11 protein-coding genes are annotated in these 17338 nt (G+C 70.2%); 7 read left to right on the top strand and 4 right to left on the bottom strand.

Annotated features, from left to right (window positions below):
* Nucleotides 1-60: 60 nt before the first annotated feature.
* The 4 genes from ACXJKA_RS04380 (at nt 61) to ACXJKA_RS04365 (ending at nt 3967) form a co-directional block, all read left to right on the top strand.
* Nucleotides 61-690 carry a pyridoxamine 5'-phosphate oxidase family protein gene (locus tag ACXJKA_RS04380; RefSeq protein WP_456823959.1) on the top strand — a complete coding sequence of 210 codons (630 nt, stop codon included), beginning with the start codon at nt 61-63 and terminating at the stop codon, nt 688-690.
* Between the two features lie 350 nt (nt 691-1040).
* Complete coding sequence (locus ACXJKA_RS04375) at nt 1041-2129, top strand: sensor histidine kinase (protein ID WP_456823958.1); 1089 nt, start codon at nt 1041-1043, stop codon at nt 2127-2129.
* Nucleotides 2130-2160: 31 nt separating this feature from the next.
* Nucleotides 2161-2775, top strand: coding sequence for a response regulator (locus ACXJKA_RS04370; RefSeq protein WP_456824135.1), 615 nt, complete (start codon nt 2161-2163; stop codon nt 2773-2775).
* Nucleotides 2776-2965: 190 nt separating this feature from the next.
* A complete protein-coding gene (locus ACXJKA_RS04365; RefSeq protein ID WP_456823957.1) occupies nt 2966-3967 on the top strand; it encodes a hypothetical protein in 1002 nt (333 codons plus the stop codon).
* A gap of 206 nt (nt 3968-4173) precedes the next feature.
* Here ACXJKA_RS04365 and ACXJKA_RS04360 read toward each other — a convergent pair whose 3' ends face one another.
* Nucleotides 4174-7977: a glycoside hydrolase family 3 C-terminal domain-containing protein gene (locus tag ACXJKA_RS04360; RefSeq protein WP_456823956.1), complete on the bottom strand. Its 3804-nt coding sequence runs from the start codon at nt 7975-7977 to the stop codon at nt 4174-4176.
* Nucleotides 7978-8265: 288 nt separating this feature from the next.
* Between ACXJKA_RS04360 and ACXJKA_RS04355 the strand changes: the two genes are divergently transcribed.
* Nucleotides 8266-9018 (top strand): SDR family NAD(P)-dependent oxidoreductase, encoded by a 753-nt coding sequence (locus ACXJKA_RS04355; protein WP_456823955.1) that lies wholly within the window; start codon nt 8266-8268, stop codon nt 9016-9018.
* Nucleotides 9019-9095: 77 nt separating this feature from the next.
* On the opposite strand, the gene ACXJKA_RS04350 is transcribed toward ACXJKA_RS04355, so the two are convergent.
* On the bottom strand, nt 9096-10373 hold the full coding sequence (locus ACXJKA_RS04350) for a glycosyltransferase (protein ID WP_456823954.1): 1278 nt from the start codon (nt 10371-10373) through the stop codon (nt 9096-9098).
* 474 nt (nt 10374-10847) lie between these two features.
* Between ACXJKA_RS04350 and ACXJKA_RS04345 the strand changes: the two genes are divergently transcribed.
* Both ACXJKA_RS04345 and ACXJKA_RS04340 read left to right on the top strand, forming a co-directional pair.
* Nucleotides 10848-11834, top strand: a complete 987-nt coding sequence (locus ACXJKA_RS04345; RefSeq protein ID WP_456823953.1) for a phosphotransferase family protein — start codon at nt 10848-10850, stop codon at nt 11832-11834.
* A complete protein-coding gene (locus ACXJKA_RS04340; RefSeq protein WP_456823952.1) occupies nt 11831-13372 on the top strand; it encodes an MATE family efflux transporter in 1542 nt (513 codons plus the stop codon). The genes ACXJKA_RS04345 and ACXJKA_RS04340 overlap by 4 nt, the downstream gene beginning before the upstream one ends.
* 223 nt (nt 13373-13595) lie before the next feature.
* Here ACXJKA_RS04340 and ACXJKA_RS04335 read toward each other — a convergent pair whose 3' ends face one another.
* On the bottom strand, nt 13596-16022 hold the full coding sequence (locus ACXJKA_RS04335) for a glycoside hydrolase family 2 TIM barrel-domain containing protein (RefSeq protein WP_456823951.1): 2427 nt from the start codon (nt 16020-16022) through the stop codon (nt 13596-13598).
* Between the two features lie 75 nt (nt 16023-16097).
* On the bottom strand, nt 16098-17129 hold the full coding sequence (locus ACXJKA_RS04330) for a LacI family DNA-binding transcriptional regulator (protein WP_456823950.1): 1032 nt from the start codon (nt 17127-17129) through the stop codon (nt 16098-16100).
* Nucleotides 17130-17338: the final 209 nt, after the last annotated feature.

Here is a 17338-nt window from a genome sequence, read left to right as displayed (position 1 = left end):
CGACCGGTCCGGAGATCCGGGCGCGCACCCCGTGCTCGAGCCAGACGACAAGGAGGTCACGTGAGCAGGCAGTACGGATGCATCGCCTTTACCGACGACGTGCGCGAGGTCCAACAGCAGTACGGCAGCGCCGAGTTCTACGACCGGGTGCGGTCTCGGGCCACGGGAGCCAGTGGTCCCGACCCGTTGGGACCGCGAGAGGCGGCGTTCCTGGCAGAACGAGACGGGTTCTACCTCTCCACCGTCAGCGAGACGGGATGGCCCTACGTTCAGTTCCGTGGCGGCCCCCCGGGCTTCGTCTCGGTGCGAGACGCGCACACGATCGCCTGGGCAGACTTCCGTGGCAATCTCCAGCACGTCTCCACGGGCAACCTGATCGGGGACCAGCGCGTGGCCATGATCGCGGTGGACTACAACCGACGCGAAAGGCTCAAGTTGTTCGGGATGGCCCGGGTGGTCCGCATCGAGGACGACCCGACCTACGTCTCGTCGTTGACCATCGATGACGACGACGCGGTGGTGGAGGCAGCCATCACCGTCACCGTCACCGCCTTCGACTGGAACTGCCCGCAGCACATCCCCCGACGACTCACGCTCGACGAGGTCGACCAGCGCGTCGCCCCCCTTCGCGAACGCCTCATCCAGCTGGAGGCCGAGAATGCTGCGCTCCGGCAGGCGGCGGCGATCTGAGGGCCCCCCATGCGTGGTCGCCGCTCGGCCATCACCGGCGTCGAGCTGATTGCCCGGTGGTGCAACGCATCGCGGGCGGTCGCCCGGTTGCACCCGATCGTCGGGTGACGGCCGCAGTGCAGATGTCGACGGGGCCGCCTGACAGGGAAGGTGAGTCGGTGCTCGATGCGGCGGCGGCGTTGACGCGGTGCCTTGACCCTACGGAGGCGTTGGACGCCGACTACGCCCACACACTCTGGGTGGCTGCCCGGGGTTCGCGACCAGCACAGATCGACACGCGAAGCAGCGCTCGATCTCCCCGCACGTGCGCGGGAGTGACTGCACAGGCACCGCGCCCTAGGCTGCGGTGGGTGCGCCGGCCATGGGTACACGATGCGGTGCTGGCCGCGCTGCTGGCGGTCGGGCTGGCCGTCGTCGATCCGCCTGACGCGTGGCTCTGGTTCGTCGCGGTCTTCGTCCCGCTCGTGTGGCGGCGTTCGTACCCCACGACGGCTTTCTGGGTTGTCTTGGCGGTCGCCGTCGGGACGTGGGTTGTCACCGGCATCGACGGCGTGTACCCATTCGCGGCCGTGCTGGTGGCGTTGTACACGCTCGTGCGATACCGGTCGTGGCGGTCGGCCGCTGTGGCGGTCGGGGCGACAGCCGCCGTCCTGGCCACAGGATGGCTGCAAGGCGACCTGCCCGCGGGCGACCTCGCGACCCTGGCGTGGGCGTTGTCGCTCGCGGTGCTGGCGGGGACAACCGTCCGGACACGCGTCGCGTACCTTGCCGAGCTCCGCCAGCGGGCGACGCAGCGGGCCGAGCTCGCGGCGGCGGCGGAGCGGGGGAGGATCGCGCGCGAGGTGCACGACATCGTGGCGCACAACCTGGCGGTGATCGTGGCGCTCGCAGACGGGGCGGCGCTCAGTTCCGATTCGGTGCCCGGGCGCGCCGCGGAGACGCTCGCCACGATCGCCGAGACCGGGCGGCAGGCGCTGTCGGAGATGCAGCCGCTGCTCAGCTCCTTGCACGCGGGGGTGCGTCCACAACCAGGGCTCGCGGACCTCCCCGAGCTCGTGGAGCGGGTGTCCCGGGCCGGAGTCGCAACCACACTCGTACAAGACGGCGCGCCAGGTGCATGGGACGCCGGGGCAGAGCTGGCCCTGTACCGCGTGGTTCAAGAGGCGCTGACGAACGCGCTCAAGCACGCCGGCCCCGGCGCTTCCGCACAGGTGCGGGTGCGGTTCACCTCGACCGGGGCGGAGGTCGAGGTGAGTGATGACGGTCGCGCCCCGCGCCGCCCGAGCACGAGTGCGCAGGGGCGCGGGTTGGCGGGAATGACCGAGCGTCTCGCCGCCTACGGTGGAGTGGCCGAGGCGGGTCCCGTGGCCTCGGGCGGGTGGCGTGTCCACGCAACGATCGAGAGCAGGGGTGGGACCGGTGCGGGTGCTGCTGGCTGACGACCAGGCCCTGCTGCGTCTCGGGTTCCGCATGGCGCTCGAGACACAGCCCGACATGGAGGTCGTCGGTGAGGCTGAGGACGGCGAGCAGGCGGTCGTCATGGCAGCGGCGCTCGAGCCTGACGTCGTGCTCATGGACGTCAGGATGCCGGTCCTGGACGGCATCGAGGCGACACGGCGGATCGTGGCGGCCGCACTGCCGTCTCGGGTGCTCGTCCTCACGACATTCGATCTGGACGAGTACGTCTACGCCGCCCTGCGCGCCGGGGCGAGCGGGTTCCTGCTCAAGAGCGTGCGCCCGGCGGACATGTTCTCGGGGATCCGCGCGGTTGCGGACGGCGACGCGGTGGTCGCGCCGAGCATCACGCGACGGCTGATCGATGCCTTCGCCGAGCGCCAGCCGGACACGGACGGCCCGTCCGTGCGCGAGGACGCACGCATCGCCCAGCTCACCGCGCGCGAGCGCGAGGTCGTGGTGGAGGTTGCGCGCGGACGCTCGAACGCAGAGATCTCGCAGCGGCTCGGCGTGGCGCCGGGCACGGTGAAGACGCACGTCGCGCGCATCCTCTCCAAGCTTGCGCTGCGGGACCGGGTCCACGTCGTGGTGTTCGCCTACGAGTGCGGGCTGGTCTACCCAGGCGACTGACGGCTGTGGCTCGCACCCGCGCCTTGCTCCACCGACTCCTGGGTGTCTGCCTGAGCGGGTACTCCGGGAGGCATAGGGGAAGGGAGCGGGCCCCGACTCAGGGCAGACGACGTCGGGCTCGGCGGTCAATAGCGTCCGAATCATGGTTCAGACATCGACAGTCACGCCCGTCGCCCGACGAAGTCGCCTCGTGCCCGCCGTCGGACTGTTCTTCCTGGCACCGCTGGTCGGTGAATATCTTCTCGGCAGCCTTGCGGTCACGGAGCTGCTGGGCCTGATGTCCGTCGCCCCGCTCTACGGGGGCGGGGCAATCCTCATCCGAGAAACGGCGCGCCGCCTGCGCCTCGGCTGGCCCGGCATCGTCCTGCTGGCCCTGTGCTACGCGATCGTCGAGGAGGGCCTCATCCTCCACACCCTCTTCAACCCTGATGCTCTCGGCCTCGGTCTCCTGGAGTACGGCCACATCGGCGCGCTCGGGACCAGCGCGTGGTGGACCACCTACGTCTTGACCATCCACACCGTGTGGAGCATCGCGGTCCCGATCGCCCTGATGGAGGCCCTCACCACCCGCAACCGCCTCGGCCCCTGGCTGAGCCGGCGCTGGACCGCGGTGGTCACGCTGCTGTTTCTCTCCGGCTGCGCTCTCACGTTCGCGTACTTCCAGGAGGAGTACCCCTACCGCTTGTCGCCGCCGCAGTGGGCCGGCTCGCTCTGCGCGATCGCTGCGCTCGTCGCGGTCGCATTCTGGCTGCGACACCGGCCACGCCGAACGCCCGTGCCGCGCACGCCACCAAGCCAGATGGCGGTGGGAACGACGTTCTTCGCTCTGGGATCGACGTTCATGCTCCTCCTGCTCGCGGCGGTCGCTCTTGGCGGGGCGATTCCCGGGCTGGAGCTCTCGGGCAGGATCAGCGACGAGGTGCCGGCATGGGTCATCGTCGTGGGCCAGCTCACCGTGATCGTCGTCGGCGCCGTAGCGCTGGTCCGCTGGTCCCGCCGCAGCCGATGGGGCGACACGCACCTAACCGCGGTCGCCGCCGGCCTGCTGCTCGCCTATGCCTGGTACGGAGTCGTGCAACAGATGCTGGCCGACGACGCCCGCGCCGTCGACATCGCAGGCAACGTCACGCTCGCGCTCGGGGCGGTGGCCCTGGCCGAGGTCGCGATGCGACGCGCGAGTCGAAGCGAGTGACTGGAGCCCATCCCCACAGGCGTCTGAGGTGAGCCCCGGAGGTTCGACTGGCCGGCAGCGCACGTTCGGGCGAGATTCTGGCTCCGGCGCCATCGTGGGTGCCACAGCGAGCGATGCGGCATGCACGGCTCAGGAGAAGGTCAAGAGGGACACACGAGTGCCCTGCCCCGCGGGAGCGGGGCAGGGCACCGTGCTGATGGAGCTGGCTACTTCACGGACCAGACCACCGTGACGACCGGCGAGGTGTTGCCGACCTTGTCGGTGCCGCTGAAAGAGACCGAGAGGTTCTCGGCACTGATGTCCGTGACGGGGACGGTCCAGGCACCGGTCGAGGAGACCGGGACTGTGGTGCGTGTGGCCTTGGTGGCCGCGTCGGACTGGCTCGTCGCCTTCAACCACACGGAGCCCGTGTAGTAGTAGTAGTTCGAGCCCCGCTGTTCGACGAGGTAGACCGTGACGGTGCTGGCACCGGATCCAGTGTCCACCGACTGGCCGCTGATGGCGGTCCAGTTCTTGGCCTTGCCCGCGGGACGGGCGACGGTGGTCGAGGGTGCCGACTGGTCGACGATGACGACCTGGCTGGCCGACGTCTTCGCCCCACCGATGACCAGGGCGTCGACCGGGCTCGCCTTCACGCTGAGCGTGTGCGTGCCCGCCCCGAGAACCAGGGTCGCCGAGGTCGACGAGGCGGCGACCGTCTGGAGGACCGTGCTCCCGTCGAGGATCTGGTACTCCTTGAGCGACGCCGCCGGGGCGGACGCCGTCCAGGTGATACCGACCGTGCCCTGGGTGTAGTTCTGCGCGTTGACGACGACCACACCGGTTGTCAGCGAGAGCACGGGGGCGCTGAGCGCGGCCCGCGTCACCGAGACGGTGGTGACCGTGGTCGTGGCCTGACCGAGGTCGTTCTCGAAGACGGCCCGGATCTGGATACCGTTGTCCGCGGCTACCGCGCCCGTGAGCGTGTAGGTCGGGGACGTTGCGCCGGCGATGTCGTTCCAGGTCGTGCCGTCCGTGCTCTTCTGCCACTGCACGGTCGGGGCCGGCGAACCGGAGGCCGCCGCCGTCAGGGTCAGGTTCGCACCGACCGCGACCGAGGAGGTCGCGGCGATGTCGGTCGTGATCTCAGGTGCCACGTTCGACGACGTCACGTTCTTGGTGACCGTGAGCTTGATGTCGTTGGACGCCGCGCCCAGGCTGATGGTCCGGCTGCCCGTACCGACGACCCAGTTCTGCGCGACGGTGTCCCACCCGGAGACGTCCTGCGGGTCGACGTGCAACGTGAGGGTCTTGGAAGCGCCCGGGTCGAGCTGGACGCGGTCGAACTGGACGAGCTTCTGTGCCGACTGCTCGAACCCGCTGATCACGAGCCCGTTGGAGTCGTACACGGGCGGGGCGAGATCGGGTGAGGCGCCCAGGTAGACCTGAGGAGCGTCCGCGCCGGCCTTGGTGCCGGTGTTCGTGACGGTGAAGGTCACGTCCAAGCCGCTGTCGGCCGTGACCTTGGCCGACAGCCCCGAGTATGCGAACGAGGTGTAGGACAGGCCGAAACCGAAGGCGTACTGCGGCTGGTAGTTGTGGATGTTCACCGACGGGTCGGTGTACCAGCGGTAGCCGACGTTGACGCCCTCGGTCCACTTGAACGAGGACACCGTCGGGTCGTCACCGCTGAGGGTGGCGGTGGTGCGCTCCGGGAAGTCGGTGTACATCGTGTGCGCGTCGTCCACCGGGAAGGTGATCGGCAGCTTGCCCGAGGGGTTCGCGTTGCCGTACAGCAGGTTGGCCGTGGCGGTGCCACCCTCTTGACCCGGGTACCACATGTTGAGGATGGCGTCGGCCTGGCTGGCCCACGGCATCGCGACGGCGGCACCGGCGTTGAGCACGATGACGACCTGGTGACCGGCCGCGTGTGCAGCAGGTGCGACCGAGTTGATCAGGTCGATCTGGTCCTGCGGGATGACCGACAGACCGGCGGAGCTCGACGAGCTCGGACCCGAGCCGGCGTTGTTGGAGCCGACGAAGATGACCGTCTTGTCGGCCGTCTGTGCGGCCGTGACCGCTGCCGCGGTGTTCGCCGCGAGCGGGGCCCACGCGAAGCGCAGCGTCGGCGTCTGAGCCGAGTTGGCCGTCGGGTTGTAGGTGAACGTGACCTGGTGCAGACCGGCGGTCAGGCCCGCGAGCGTGACGCCGGTGTTGTCCTTGCCGAGGTACTGCCCGTTGGACGCGAGCTGGCCGTCCGGGAAGTCGTTCTGCAGGATCGTCGACGCCGGCGAGGCCAGCGTCCTGTTCGTGCCGTCGACCGCCAGGGAGACCGTGCCGGCCGAGGCCGGGCGGACCCCGTTGTTGTACGCGGTGGTCACTCCGGAGTCGGTGCCGTACGGGCGCTGCAGGTACAGCGTGTACGTGTCGGTCGTCGGGACGTCGATGTAGCCCGTCCAGGAGTACCGGTAGCCCTTGACCAGGTTCGCCTGGCTGCCATCCACGATCGTGTCGGTCGAGGTCGTGACCACCGGGACCGCGTCGCTGCTCGTGGTCGTACGGACCAGCCCGGCGAGGGTGCCCGCCGCGTCCTGCTTCAGGTTGGCGGCCGGCACGGTCGTGCCGATCCAGTCGATCCCGGGTGCCGCGAGCACGTTGCTCGTGCCGTTCACCGCCTTGATCGCCTTGACCGGGGTGTAGTTGTTGCGGTCACCGAAGCCGCGCGAGCGCTCGCCACCGGGTGCCGAGGGCATCAGGTAGCCCGTCGGGCCGACGACGGCCACCTTGCTGCCCGTCGCGAGCGGCAGCGTGTTGGCGTCGTTCTTGAGCAGGACGGCGGACTCCTCGGCGAGCTTGAGCGCGACCCCGGAACCGGCGGCCTTGTCGACCGGGGTCCCGTTGAACGTCGAGCTCACGTCGCCGTGCTGCGGGACGTCCGACTGGTAGGCGGCCGGGATCTTGCTGTTGTCCAGCAGACCGAAGCGCTCCATCTCGTAGATCGCCCGTGCGATCGCGTTGTCCAACGCGTTCGCGTAGGCGGGGTCGTACGTCGAGGACGTGACGGTCACGAGCGGCGTCAGCTTGGCGGCCGTGAGGCTCTGGCTGATGAACTCCTGGTCCATGCCGGCGATGAGGTCGGACGTCGCCTTCGACGCGTTGGCGTAGTCGGAGGTGATGAAACCCTTGAGGCCGAACTGGCCCTTGACGATGTTGGTGAGCAAGTTCGTGTTTCCGCAGGAGAACTGCGGGGCCGGCTGCTCACCGACGATGCGGAACGTGGCGTAGGAGCACATCATCGAGCTGACGCCGCCGTCCTCGATGGCCGCCTGTGCCGGCTTGAGGTACAGCTCGTGCGCTGCCTGCGAGCTGACCAGCGAGGGGGTGCCTTGCGCCTGCCCGTTGTACATCGACACGTGCTTGACCTGCGCGAGGAGGCCCTGGCTCTGGATGCCGTTGATCTCGGTCGCCGCGAACTGTGCCGACACGTACGCGTCTTCGCCGTTGGTCGTCAGGTTGCGCGTCCAGGACGGGTACCGGGACATGTCGACCTGCGGGCCGTAGATCACGTCCGTGTCAAGGGCGCGCCCCTCCTGGCCCACGATCTCACCGAGGGTCGAGTAGGCCGACCGATCGAACGAGGACGCGAGACCGATGCGGCTGGGTAGGCCGGTTGCGTCGGCGTACACGTTGATGCCGAGGGCATCGACGTGGCGCATCTCCGGGATGCCGAGCCGCGCGACACCAGGCAGGTAGCCCGCCTGGCCGTGCGGGTCAGGGTCGGTGGTGCCGCGAACCAGCGACGTCTTTTCAGCGACCGTGAGCTGGGACACCAGCCACGTGACCGTCTTCGTCCATGGCGCGTCGGCCGCGGTCGGGGGGGACTGCAGATCTGCGGCGGGGTCCGCAGAAGCTGCGCCCGGGACGACGACGCCGCCGACCAGCAGGGCGATCGTGGCGGCCCCAGCGCAGACGGCGAGACGAGACGCTGAGGGGCGCGCCGGTCCGCGTCGGGGGATCAAGGAGCTGGGCATCGGTTGTCCTCTCTGACAACAGGACTGCTACTTCTAGGGGAGCGCTTGCCCGCTGCCCGTCCTGGTCTGGAGGCGACGTTCGGCCCGGCGAGGATTGACATCGTTGTCAAACGTTCGACCCGGACCGCGCCATAAGTGCGGAGCCCGGCGCGCCGAAATATCGGCTCATGACTGGAGTCAATGTCACCAAGGTCCTGTTTGTCCATCCCAAGCGGGCAGCCACTTTCGGCTCGGACTCGGGACCTTTGGCCCTGGACGGTGCGGCGCCCGGGCGACGACCTTGGCCGTATGGCTACCTACGACGTATTCGATCGAGCCGCCATCGTCACCGGCGGCGGATCGGGCATCGGGAAGGCGACGGCTGAGCTCTTGGCGGCCAACGGAGCCCGGGTGCTCGTCGCCGATGTGTCCGACAGTGCGACGGCCGTCGCGGAAGCGATCACCGCCGCCGGCGGTGTGGCATCGGCGTTCATCGGAGACGTCACCGATCCGGACGGGTGCCGGGCGATGGTCGCAGCGGCCGGCGAGCTCGGCCCGGTTCGCATCGCCGTGAACAACGCCGGCATCGGCGGCGAGATCGCGCTGACCGCCGACTACAGCCTGGAGAGCTGGCGTCGGGTCATCGAGGTCAACCTCAACAGCGTCTTCTACTGCATGCAGGCCGAGCTGCCGGTCATGGTGGCGGCCGGCGGCGGGTCGATCGTCAACATGGCCTCGATCCTCGGCACGGTCGGGTTCGGCATGTCCTCGGCCTACGTCACGGCCAAGCACGGCCTGGTCGGGCTGACCAAGAACGGCGCGCTGGAGTATGCGGCCCAGGGTGTCAGGGTGAACGCCGTCGGCCCCGGATTCATCGCGACGCCGCTGGTGGAGACGAACCTCGACCAGCCGACGCGGGATTTCCTCGCGGGCAAGCACGCGCTCGGGCGCATGGGACGGCCAGAGGAGGTCGCCGCCCTGGTGGCGTTCCTCGCCAGCGACGCAGCGTCGTTCATCACCGGCAGCTACCACCTGGTGGACGGCGGCTACACCGCCTCGTAGTCCGACGCTGCTGGTCCGGTCACCCGTGACGTGCGCGTTACTCGGTGGCGCTCCTGGCGCGGAAGGCCTCCCCGCCCTCAAGGGGCGGCGCGGTCAACGAGAGACTCGATCTCCTCTGCCGCGCTGGGCTGGAAGCGCGCCTCGGCGGCAAGCATCTGGGCTGCGTCGTGGGCGCGTGCGGTGAAAGTCGGGTCGTCCAGGACGCGCCGGACGGCGGAGGCGATGTGGGCGGCCGTCGGACGGCCGGTGACCTGGACGCCGGCGGACAGGCGCAGCACACGGCTGGTGTTGGCGCGCTGGTCGCGCCCCATCGGGATGCACACCAGCGGCACCCCGGCGGCCAGCGTCTTCATGACCGTGCCGTGGCCGGCGTGCGTGACGACGACCGCAGCCTCGCGCAGGACATCCCGGTGTGGTGCGGCGCGGACGACTTTCACGTTGTGACGTGCGGGAACATCCTGCGGGTTCACTGCCTTGCCGGTCGTGATCACCGCACGGACCGGCAGTGAGCCGAGCGCTGCGGCGACGGTCTGCAGCATGGCGGTCTGTCGCTGGTACACCGAGCTCATCGCGACGAGCACGAGCGGTCCGTCGCCCTCCGGACGCCACGCCTCAGCCCGGCTGGACGACCAGTCCGGGTCGTCGAGCTGCGGCCCGACATAGCGGACGTTCGCCGGGAGCGGGGCCGGATAGTCGAAGCCCGGGCTGCTCAGCACCAGAAGACGGTCGAGCTCGTCCATCTGCCCGAACAGATCCGGCACCGGCGGCAGACCGTACCGGGCCCGCACCTTGTTCAACGGCGGGGCCACGAGCCTGGTCGCGAGGAGGGCGGCTTCGACGGCCATCGCATCCCGCAGCCGTCCCAGAGGGCTGGCCCCGGGTGACCATGAGGTCGCCATCGGAGGCCGACCCCGCAGGGGCCGCACATAGAGGTTCGCCATCAGGCCGGCGCACGGCAGACCCGACGCCTGGGCCCCGATCAACAGCCCCGGCAGCATCGACTCGGCCACCACGGCGTGCGGGGAATGCGTGCGTACCACCCGCAGGACGTCGTCGGCGAAGCGACCACTGGCGTCACCGCTGGCAAACCGTCGAAGGGCCTGGACCCGCTGACGTGGGCTTCCGTGCTCGAGCGCGGCGAAGGCGGCCGTCTGGTCGGCAACGGTGTCGAAGTGTGGTGCGGTCGTCCACGGGGTGAACGCGCATCCCGCAGCCCGAGCCGAGGGCCCGACGGTGGGATCTGCCAACACGACGACCTCGTGCCCGCGGTGCACCAGCTCCGCGGCGACACCGAGCATGGGCGGCACGGTCCCGCCCGCGTCGAAGGCTGCCAGCAGCAGCCGAGCGCCGGTCACGGTCGACCCTCCTGCGTCGGGCGGACCGAGGGCATGGCGCCTCCTGCTGCCTCAGGCCTGCTTGGGCGTCGCGCGCACGCACCGCTCACTGCGCACCGCCTCCGGGGGTCACGCGGTGGCGCCGAGCATGTTGTGCGATGCAGCCGTGGGTTCGGGCGACGGTCGGTGGCAGGTCGCTCTGGTGGTCACGGGCGGAGATGTCCTCCCTCGCACAGGGTATGACCGTCGCGCGCCTGCTGACATCGTCGTCTTTTCCACGTATCGCGAGCTGCTCGAGGCCCCTCGCCGTCGCCTGGAGCGGCTGACGGCTGAGGGCGGCGGGGTGCTCGGCGCAACTCGGCCGACCGTCATGGCGCGCCTCGTCGGTGACCAGGTTGGTGTACGCGGCGGACCTAGAGTTGCCGAACGTGTCGGGACCCGACGCAGGAACCGCCCAGGGGCAGGACAGCCCTGCTGCACCACGATGAGGACTCGATGGAGAGCATCACGAAGAACCGCCAGACGCCCGCGACGCTGCGTGCGATGGTCGAGCGTGCCTACGGCGCTGAGCAGGTGCCCACGGGCGAGCCGGACACCTGGCTGGAGGAGCTGGGGCACGGCTGGTTCAACGTCGCCTACCGGATCGTGCTGCGCGACGGCCGGGCCGTGGTCGTGAAGATCGCGCCGCCGCGGGACGTGCCGGTGATGACCGCCGAGCGCGGCGCGATGCGCATCGAGCTCGACTCGCTGGCACTGATCGCCGACCGCACCGACGTCCCGGTCCCGCACGTCGACCACGCCGACCTGAGCCACGAGCTGGTCGACGCCGACTACTTCTTCATGCCGTTCATCGACGCCGACAACTTCGGCATCATCACCAAGGGTCTGAGCACCGAGCAGCGCGACGCGTACAACGAAGCGCTCGGCGCTGCCAACCGCGAGCTGAACTCCATCCGCGGGGGCTGGTTCGGACCGCTGTCCGGCCCCGGTGACCCGTCCTGGCGAACCGTGTTCACCGGCATCGTCGAGGCAAACCTGGCCGACGGGGAGGCCCGCAGCGTCGACATCGGCCGGGACTACGACGAGATCCGCAAGGTCGTCGCCCTGCACGCCGACGTCCTCGACGACGTCACCGAACCGAGGTTCGTCGAGTGGGACCTGTGGGACTCCAACGTCATGGTCCGCGACGGCAGGATCGTCACGATCATCGACCACGAACGTGCCCTGTACGGGGACCCGCTGATGGAGGCCGGCTTCTCCGCGATCGACCTGCCCGACTTCGGCGACCCGACCGCGTTCATGCGCGGCTACGGCCACGCGAGCCTCACGCCGAGGGAGCAGACGCGCCGTCGCCTGTACACCCTGCACCTGGTCGTGATCATGGCGATCGAGACCGTCTACCGCGGACACACCACACCCACCCAGTACGACTGGGCACGCGGGCAGATCGATCGAATGATGCGCCTGCTCACCGAGCCGTGAGCCCTAGGGACCGCGGCGCGCCGGCGCGGCGCACGCTCGACGCCACCGCCCTGGGCGAACGGCCCGTCGGGCGGCTGCTGTGGCAGACCTGCACCCAGACCACCATCGCGGTCGGGGTCTACGGGATCTACGCACTGACCAACGCCTGGTTCGTCGCCCGCGGCGTCGGGACGACCGCGATGGCGGCGGTCAACCTCGTCGCCCCGTTGCTCCTGGCGCTGGGCGCGGTCTCGACCGCCCTCGGCGTCGGAGCAGCCTCGGTCGTCTCCCGGCACCTCGGCGCCGGCGACACGACCATCGCCGCACGCGCGGCTGGGAACGCCTTCGTCGTCTTCTGGTCCGCTGCCGTCGCGACGACCGTGATCGGGCTGACCGGGCTCGAGCCGCTCCTGCGGCTGCTCGGCGCCCACGGTCCGACCCTCGGCTACGCCCGCGACTACGCCGTGGTCATCCTGGCGGGTGCGATCGTCTCGACCGGGTTCTCCAGCGTGGTGCGCGCCGAGGGTCGGATGCGGTTCGCCACGATGCTGTGGGTCGTCCCGGTCGCCGTTCAGATCACCCTCGACCCGCTGCTCATCTTCGGGCTGGGCCTCGGGGTCCGGGGAGCCGCCCTGGGAACGGTCGGCGGCCAGGCCGTCTCCGCCGCCATGAGCCTGTGGTTCTTCTTCGTCCAGAAGCACCGCCCGTACCGCATCCGCGGCTCCGACCTGCGTCCCCACCTGCCCACGGTCCGCACCCTCGTCGGCATCGGTGCCCCCTCGTTCCTCGCCGGCTTCGGGGCCACCCTGCTCGTCGTGGTCGTCAACACCACGCTGTCCGTAGCCGCCGCCGCGACCACCGCCCTCGCCGCGTTCGCGATCTGCTCCCGCATCCAGACGTTCGTCTCCATGCCCCAGCTCGGCATCAGCCAGGGGATGCAGCCCATCGTCGGGTACAACGCCGGCCGCCGGCTCGCCGCACGCGTCCGACGCACCAGGACTCTGTCGGTGCGCGCGACCCTCGTGTACAGCACCGTCGCCGCCGGGTCCGTCGCTCTGCTCGCGGAGCCGATCACGGCCGCCTTCGTCGACGACGCCACCGTCCAGACCGAGGCCGTCGACGCCCTGCGCATCCTGGCGATCGGGTTCGCCGCTGCCGGCGTCACGCCGTTGGTGTCCGCGTACTTCCAGGCGCTCGGCCGACCACGACCGTCCTACCTCATCTCCGTCGGAACCCTGTTGCTCCTCAAGGTCCCGCTCGTGCTCGCCCTCGGCCGCACCGGACCCACCGGCGCCTGGACCGGCCTGGCCGCGGGGGAGCTCCTGTCCGCGGGCATCGCGCTGCTGGTTCTGCGCCGCCTCGACGGCCCGGCCACACGCGGCGGGGAGATGACGTCCACGGCGAGACGCGGTCGACCTGCCGCTGGCGCCGACGTGGGTGCCATGTGGCGTGAAGCGGAGCCCATCGCGGCGGACGGCCCTGGACACGACCCTGGTCCTGACCTGCACGGATCGACGCCCGCCGACACCGACCGCACCCCTCGACGCGCCTCGTCATGAGAAGGTCAGGAGTTCGATGCGATCGGCAATGCATGAGGTCACGGTCGACTCGTCGAGGCCGACCCGACCATTCCGCGCCGCTGACAGCGACCGTCGGCGACGTTGATCCGGATCGAGTCGCTCGGGCGGATCCACTCACAGGGCCTGCCGCGACGGCCCGTGAGCGCAACGACTATCTGCTGGGACTCGTGCTTGCGGGATACGCAGACAGGCCCCGCCCGGCCTACTCGCCGACCGCGGTATGTGCGATCAGCGCGACGACCACGCGCCCCGTGCCATCGCCGTGGACGGTGACCTCGATGTCGCCGGGACCGGTCGGGCGGACCACGGCGAGGGCTCGCCCGTCGAAGGTCGTGCGTGTCGGGGCATCGAAGCGCTCGGTCGTCGTCGGGTTGCCGGAGCCCAGGGCGACCAGCTCGCCCGCGCCGCTGACCTCGACGGTGATCAGCTGGTCGTGGCCGGTGACCAGGACGCCGCTCGCGTCGCGCAGCTCGATGGCGAGGTAGGCGAGGTCGGTGTCGTCGGCGCGCAGCGTGGCCCGGTCGGCGGTAACGGTCAGGGTGGTCGGGCCGGACGCGGATGCCAGCGAGGTGCGGCCGGTCTCGACGCCTGCCTGGTAGGACACGGCCACCAGCTCACCCGGGCGGTAGACGGTCTCGAGCGAGGCGAGCATGGGGAGCCGCGCGCCGACGGGTCCGCGCGCCACCTCGGTCCCGTCCAGCAGGAGGGCGACCTCGTCGGCGTCCGCGTAGACCTCGACGGTCACGGGCCTGCCTTCGAAGCCTGGCCAGGTCCATGAGGAGACCGAGTCGCTCCACGCCCACGGGGACTGCATGGAGACGGTGTGGCCGTGCCGTTCGGGGCGGAGCACGGCGATGGCGGGCTCGGTGCGCAGACCGTAGACGATCTCCCGGTAGTAGGAGACCGGGCGGCGCCATCCGGTGATGTCCAGGTCGCCGCACCAGGCCGTGAGGTACGGGTACTCACGCTCCAGCTCGGGCACGGCATCGGGGTCCTCCTGGTACGCCGTGGCGCCGATGCCGACCTCGCCGAGGTAGTCCCAGCCGGTCCACGTGAAGTCTCCGATGACGTGGGGATGGGCCTCGACCAGCGGCCAGAGCGTCCCGATCTGCGAGGGGAAGGTCTCCGATCCGACGATCACGCGGTGCGGGAACAGCGCCGCGTCTGTGGCGTAACGGCCGTCGGCGTAGTTGAGGCCGAGGACGTCGAGCACGGAGCTCGACTCGGCCGTGCGCCGGGTGACCGCCTCGGACGAGCCGATCGCCCGCATCCCCTCGCCGATGTCGGCCATCAGCTCGTTGAGCCCTCGCTCGCTCGCCAGGACCGCCGGCAGGTCGTCGAGGACGGCCAGCGCTGCGTTGATGCCGTTGGTGATCGGGCGGGTGGGGTCGAGGCTGCGTACGTGCTCGGCCATCTCTCGAGCCAGGGCTGCGCCGTGCGGGGTACCCACCTCGACGATCTCGTTGCCCAGCGAGTACATGATCACGCTGGGGTGGTTGTAGTCCTTGGCGACCATCGACTCCAGGTCAGCGCCCCACCACTGCGGGAAGTCCAGCGCGTAGTCGTAGGGCGTCTTGCCGCGGGTCCACATGTCGAAGGCCTCGTCCATGACCAACATCCCCACGCGGTCGCACGCGTCCAGCAGCGAGGGAGAGGCCGGGTTGTGCGCGGAGCGGATCGCGTTGAAGCCCGCAGCCTTGAGCAGCTGGATGCGCCTCTCCTCTGCCCGGGCGATCGAGGCGGCTCCGAGCGGGCCGTTGTCGCTGTGGATGCATGCGCCGCGCAGCAGCACGCTCTCGCCGTTGATGCGTAGCCCCCGGTGCGGGTCGACGGTGACCGTGCGGACGCCGAAGGTCGTGAGCACGTCCTGGGCTGCGTCGCCCAGGCCGGTGCGGGCGACGTACAGGGACGGCGTGTCCACGCTCCACAGGTGGGGATCTGGCAGGTACAGGCGTTGGCGCACGACCGCTGTGCGACCCGGCGCGAGCGTCAGGGGCGTCGCATCGCCTTCGGCGTGGGTCCCCTGTGGGTCGGTGACGGAGGTCGTGACCGTGAGCGCGGCGGTGGTCAGCCCGCGGTTGACGACCGAGGTGGCGACCTCGATGACGGCCCGGTCGTCCTCGAGCCGGACCGTGCTGACCCGGACACCGTCGAGCCCGATGTGCACCGGGTCGTCGATGTGCAGGTAGACCGGGCGGTGCAGCCCCGCACCGGAGTACCACCGCGAGTCCTGGCCGGACCGCACCTCGATGCGCAGGGTGTTCGTGTCACCGAACCGGAGGTAGGGCGTCAGGTCGACGAAGAAGCGCGCGTACCCGTCGGCCCGATGCCCGGCGAGCTCGTCGTTGAGGAACACCATCGCGTGGCGGTACGCGCCCTCGATCTCGAGGCGGACGACCTTTCCGGCCCATTGTGCCGGGACGTCGAACGTCTTCAGGTAGGTGTAGGCACCCGTCGGGTAGTACGCACTGGCCCCCCGTGAGGGGACGTCCGCCGCGCGCTCGGCGTCGCGGAGCGCATCGTGCGGCAGCCGGACCGCTGTGGGTGCGGCATCCTCCCCGCTCAATGCCGCGAACGCGCTGAGCGGTGTGCGGTAGGACCAGTCGTCGTTGAAGGACGTGCGAGCCATGCGGGTCTCCGATCGGACGGACCTGAGCACCGGGAGAAGTGGCCGCCGGTGCCGCGGCGGGCTGGAAGCCGCGGTTCAGCGCTGCGGGGACGCGGTGCTCGCCCGGACGACGAGCTCCGTGGGCACGACCGTCAGGGCCGGCGCCGGGGTCGACCGTGACCGGAGCTGACCGACGACGAGGCCGACGAGCGCGCGGCCGATGGCGGGGAAGTCCTGCCTGACGGTCGTCAGGGGCGGCGAGCCCCAGCCGCTGACGGCGATGTCGTCGAAGCCCACCACGGACACGTCGTCAGGCACGCGGCGGCCCTGCTCGTGCAGCGCCCGCACCAGGCCGAACGCCATCTCGTCGTTGGCACAGAACACGGCGGTCACGTCGGGGTCGGCCGCGAGCCGCTTGCCGGCCTCGTAGCCGGAGCGCGCGCTCCAGTCCCCGTACACCGGCTCGGGTGGACGTATGCCGGCCTCGAGGAGGCAGCGGCGCCATGTACCGCTGCGCACGAGGGCGTGGTCCGAGTCCGTCGGCCCAGCGAGGTGGTGCACGGTGCGGTGTCCCAGGCCGAGCAGGTGGCGGACCGCGTCCTCGCTGCCCTGGACGTGGTCGGCGGTGACGGTGGGGTAGTGGCCCGCGAACTTGGAGAACGACACCGCCACGGGCATGCCGGCGGGGAGCACGAGCGTCTCCGGCGTCGCCAGCTCGGCCCGCATGATGACGAGGCCGTCGATGGCCTGGTGCGAGATGCGGTGTGCCGCGTTGTCCCAGCCGTCCGGGTCGGGGTTGCGCACGTGGAGGAGCGTGACCGAGTACTCCTCGAGCTCGGCGGCCGCGACCAGGGCCTCGGCGGTGAGGGCCTCACCAGTGCGGTTGAAGCCGTGCGAGAGCACGCCGATGGCGCCGAACGTGCCGTTCCGCAGAGCCTGGGCCGCCCGGTTCGGCGAGTACCCGAGCTGGTCCATGGCGTGCACGACGCGTGCGCGAGTACTCGATCGGACGGACTCGGCGCCCGTCGAGACGCGCGAGACCGTCTGAGGCGAGACCCCGGCAAGCCGGGCAACGTCTCCGATCGAGGGGCCCGAGCGGCGTCGGCCGGGCGCTGGAGCGGTGGTCATGGCGAGATGCTAGTGGTGTGGAGGGATGGTGACGTCACCAATCGTCGAAAATCAATACCGGACCGTTACCAAATCGTCTCCGGAGCACCCGCCAACCCGCTGCTATGGTGACGTCACCAATCGCCAGAGAGGTCGAGGGACGCCGGTGTCGCTCGTGGTCGGTGTGGACGAGACCTCTGTGGCGCGGAACTGGGAACAGCCTGACCCAC

Source organism: Cellulomonas sp. P5_E12, from assembly GCF_054049315.1.
The sequence above is the reverse complement of the archived record's forward strand: the minus strand, read 5'-3'. Positions and strand labels throughout refer to the sequence as shown.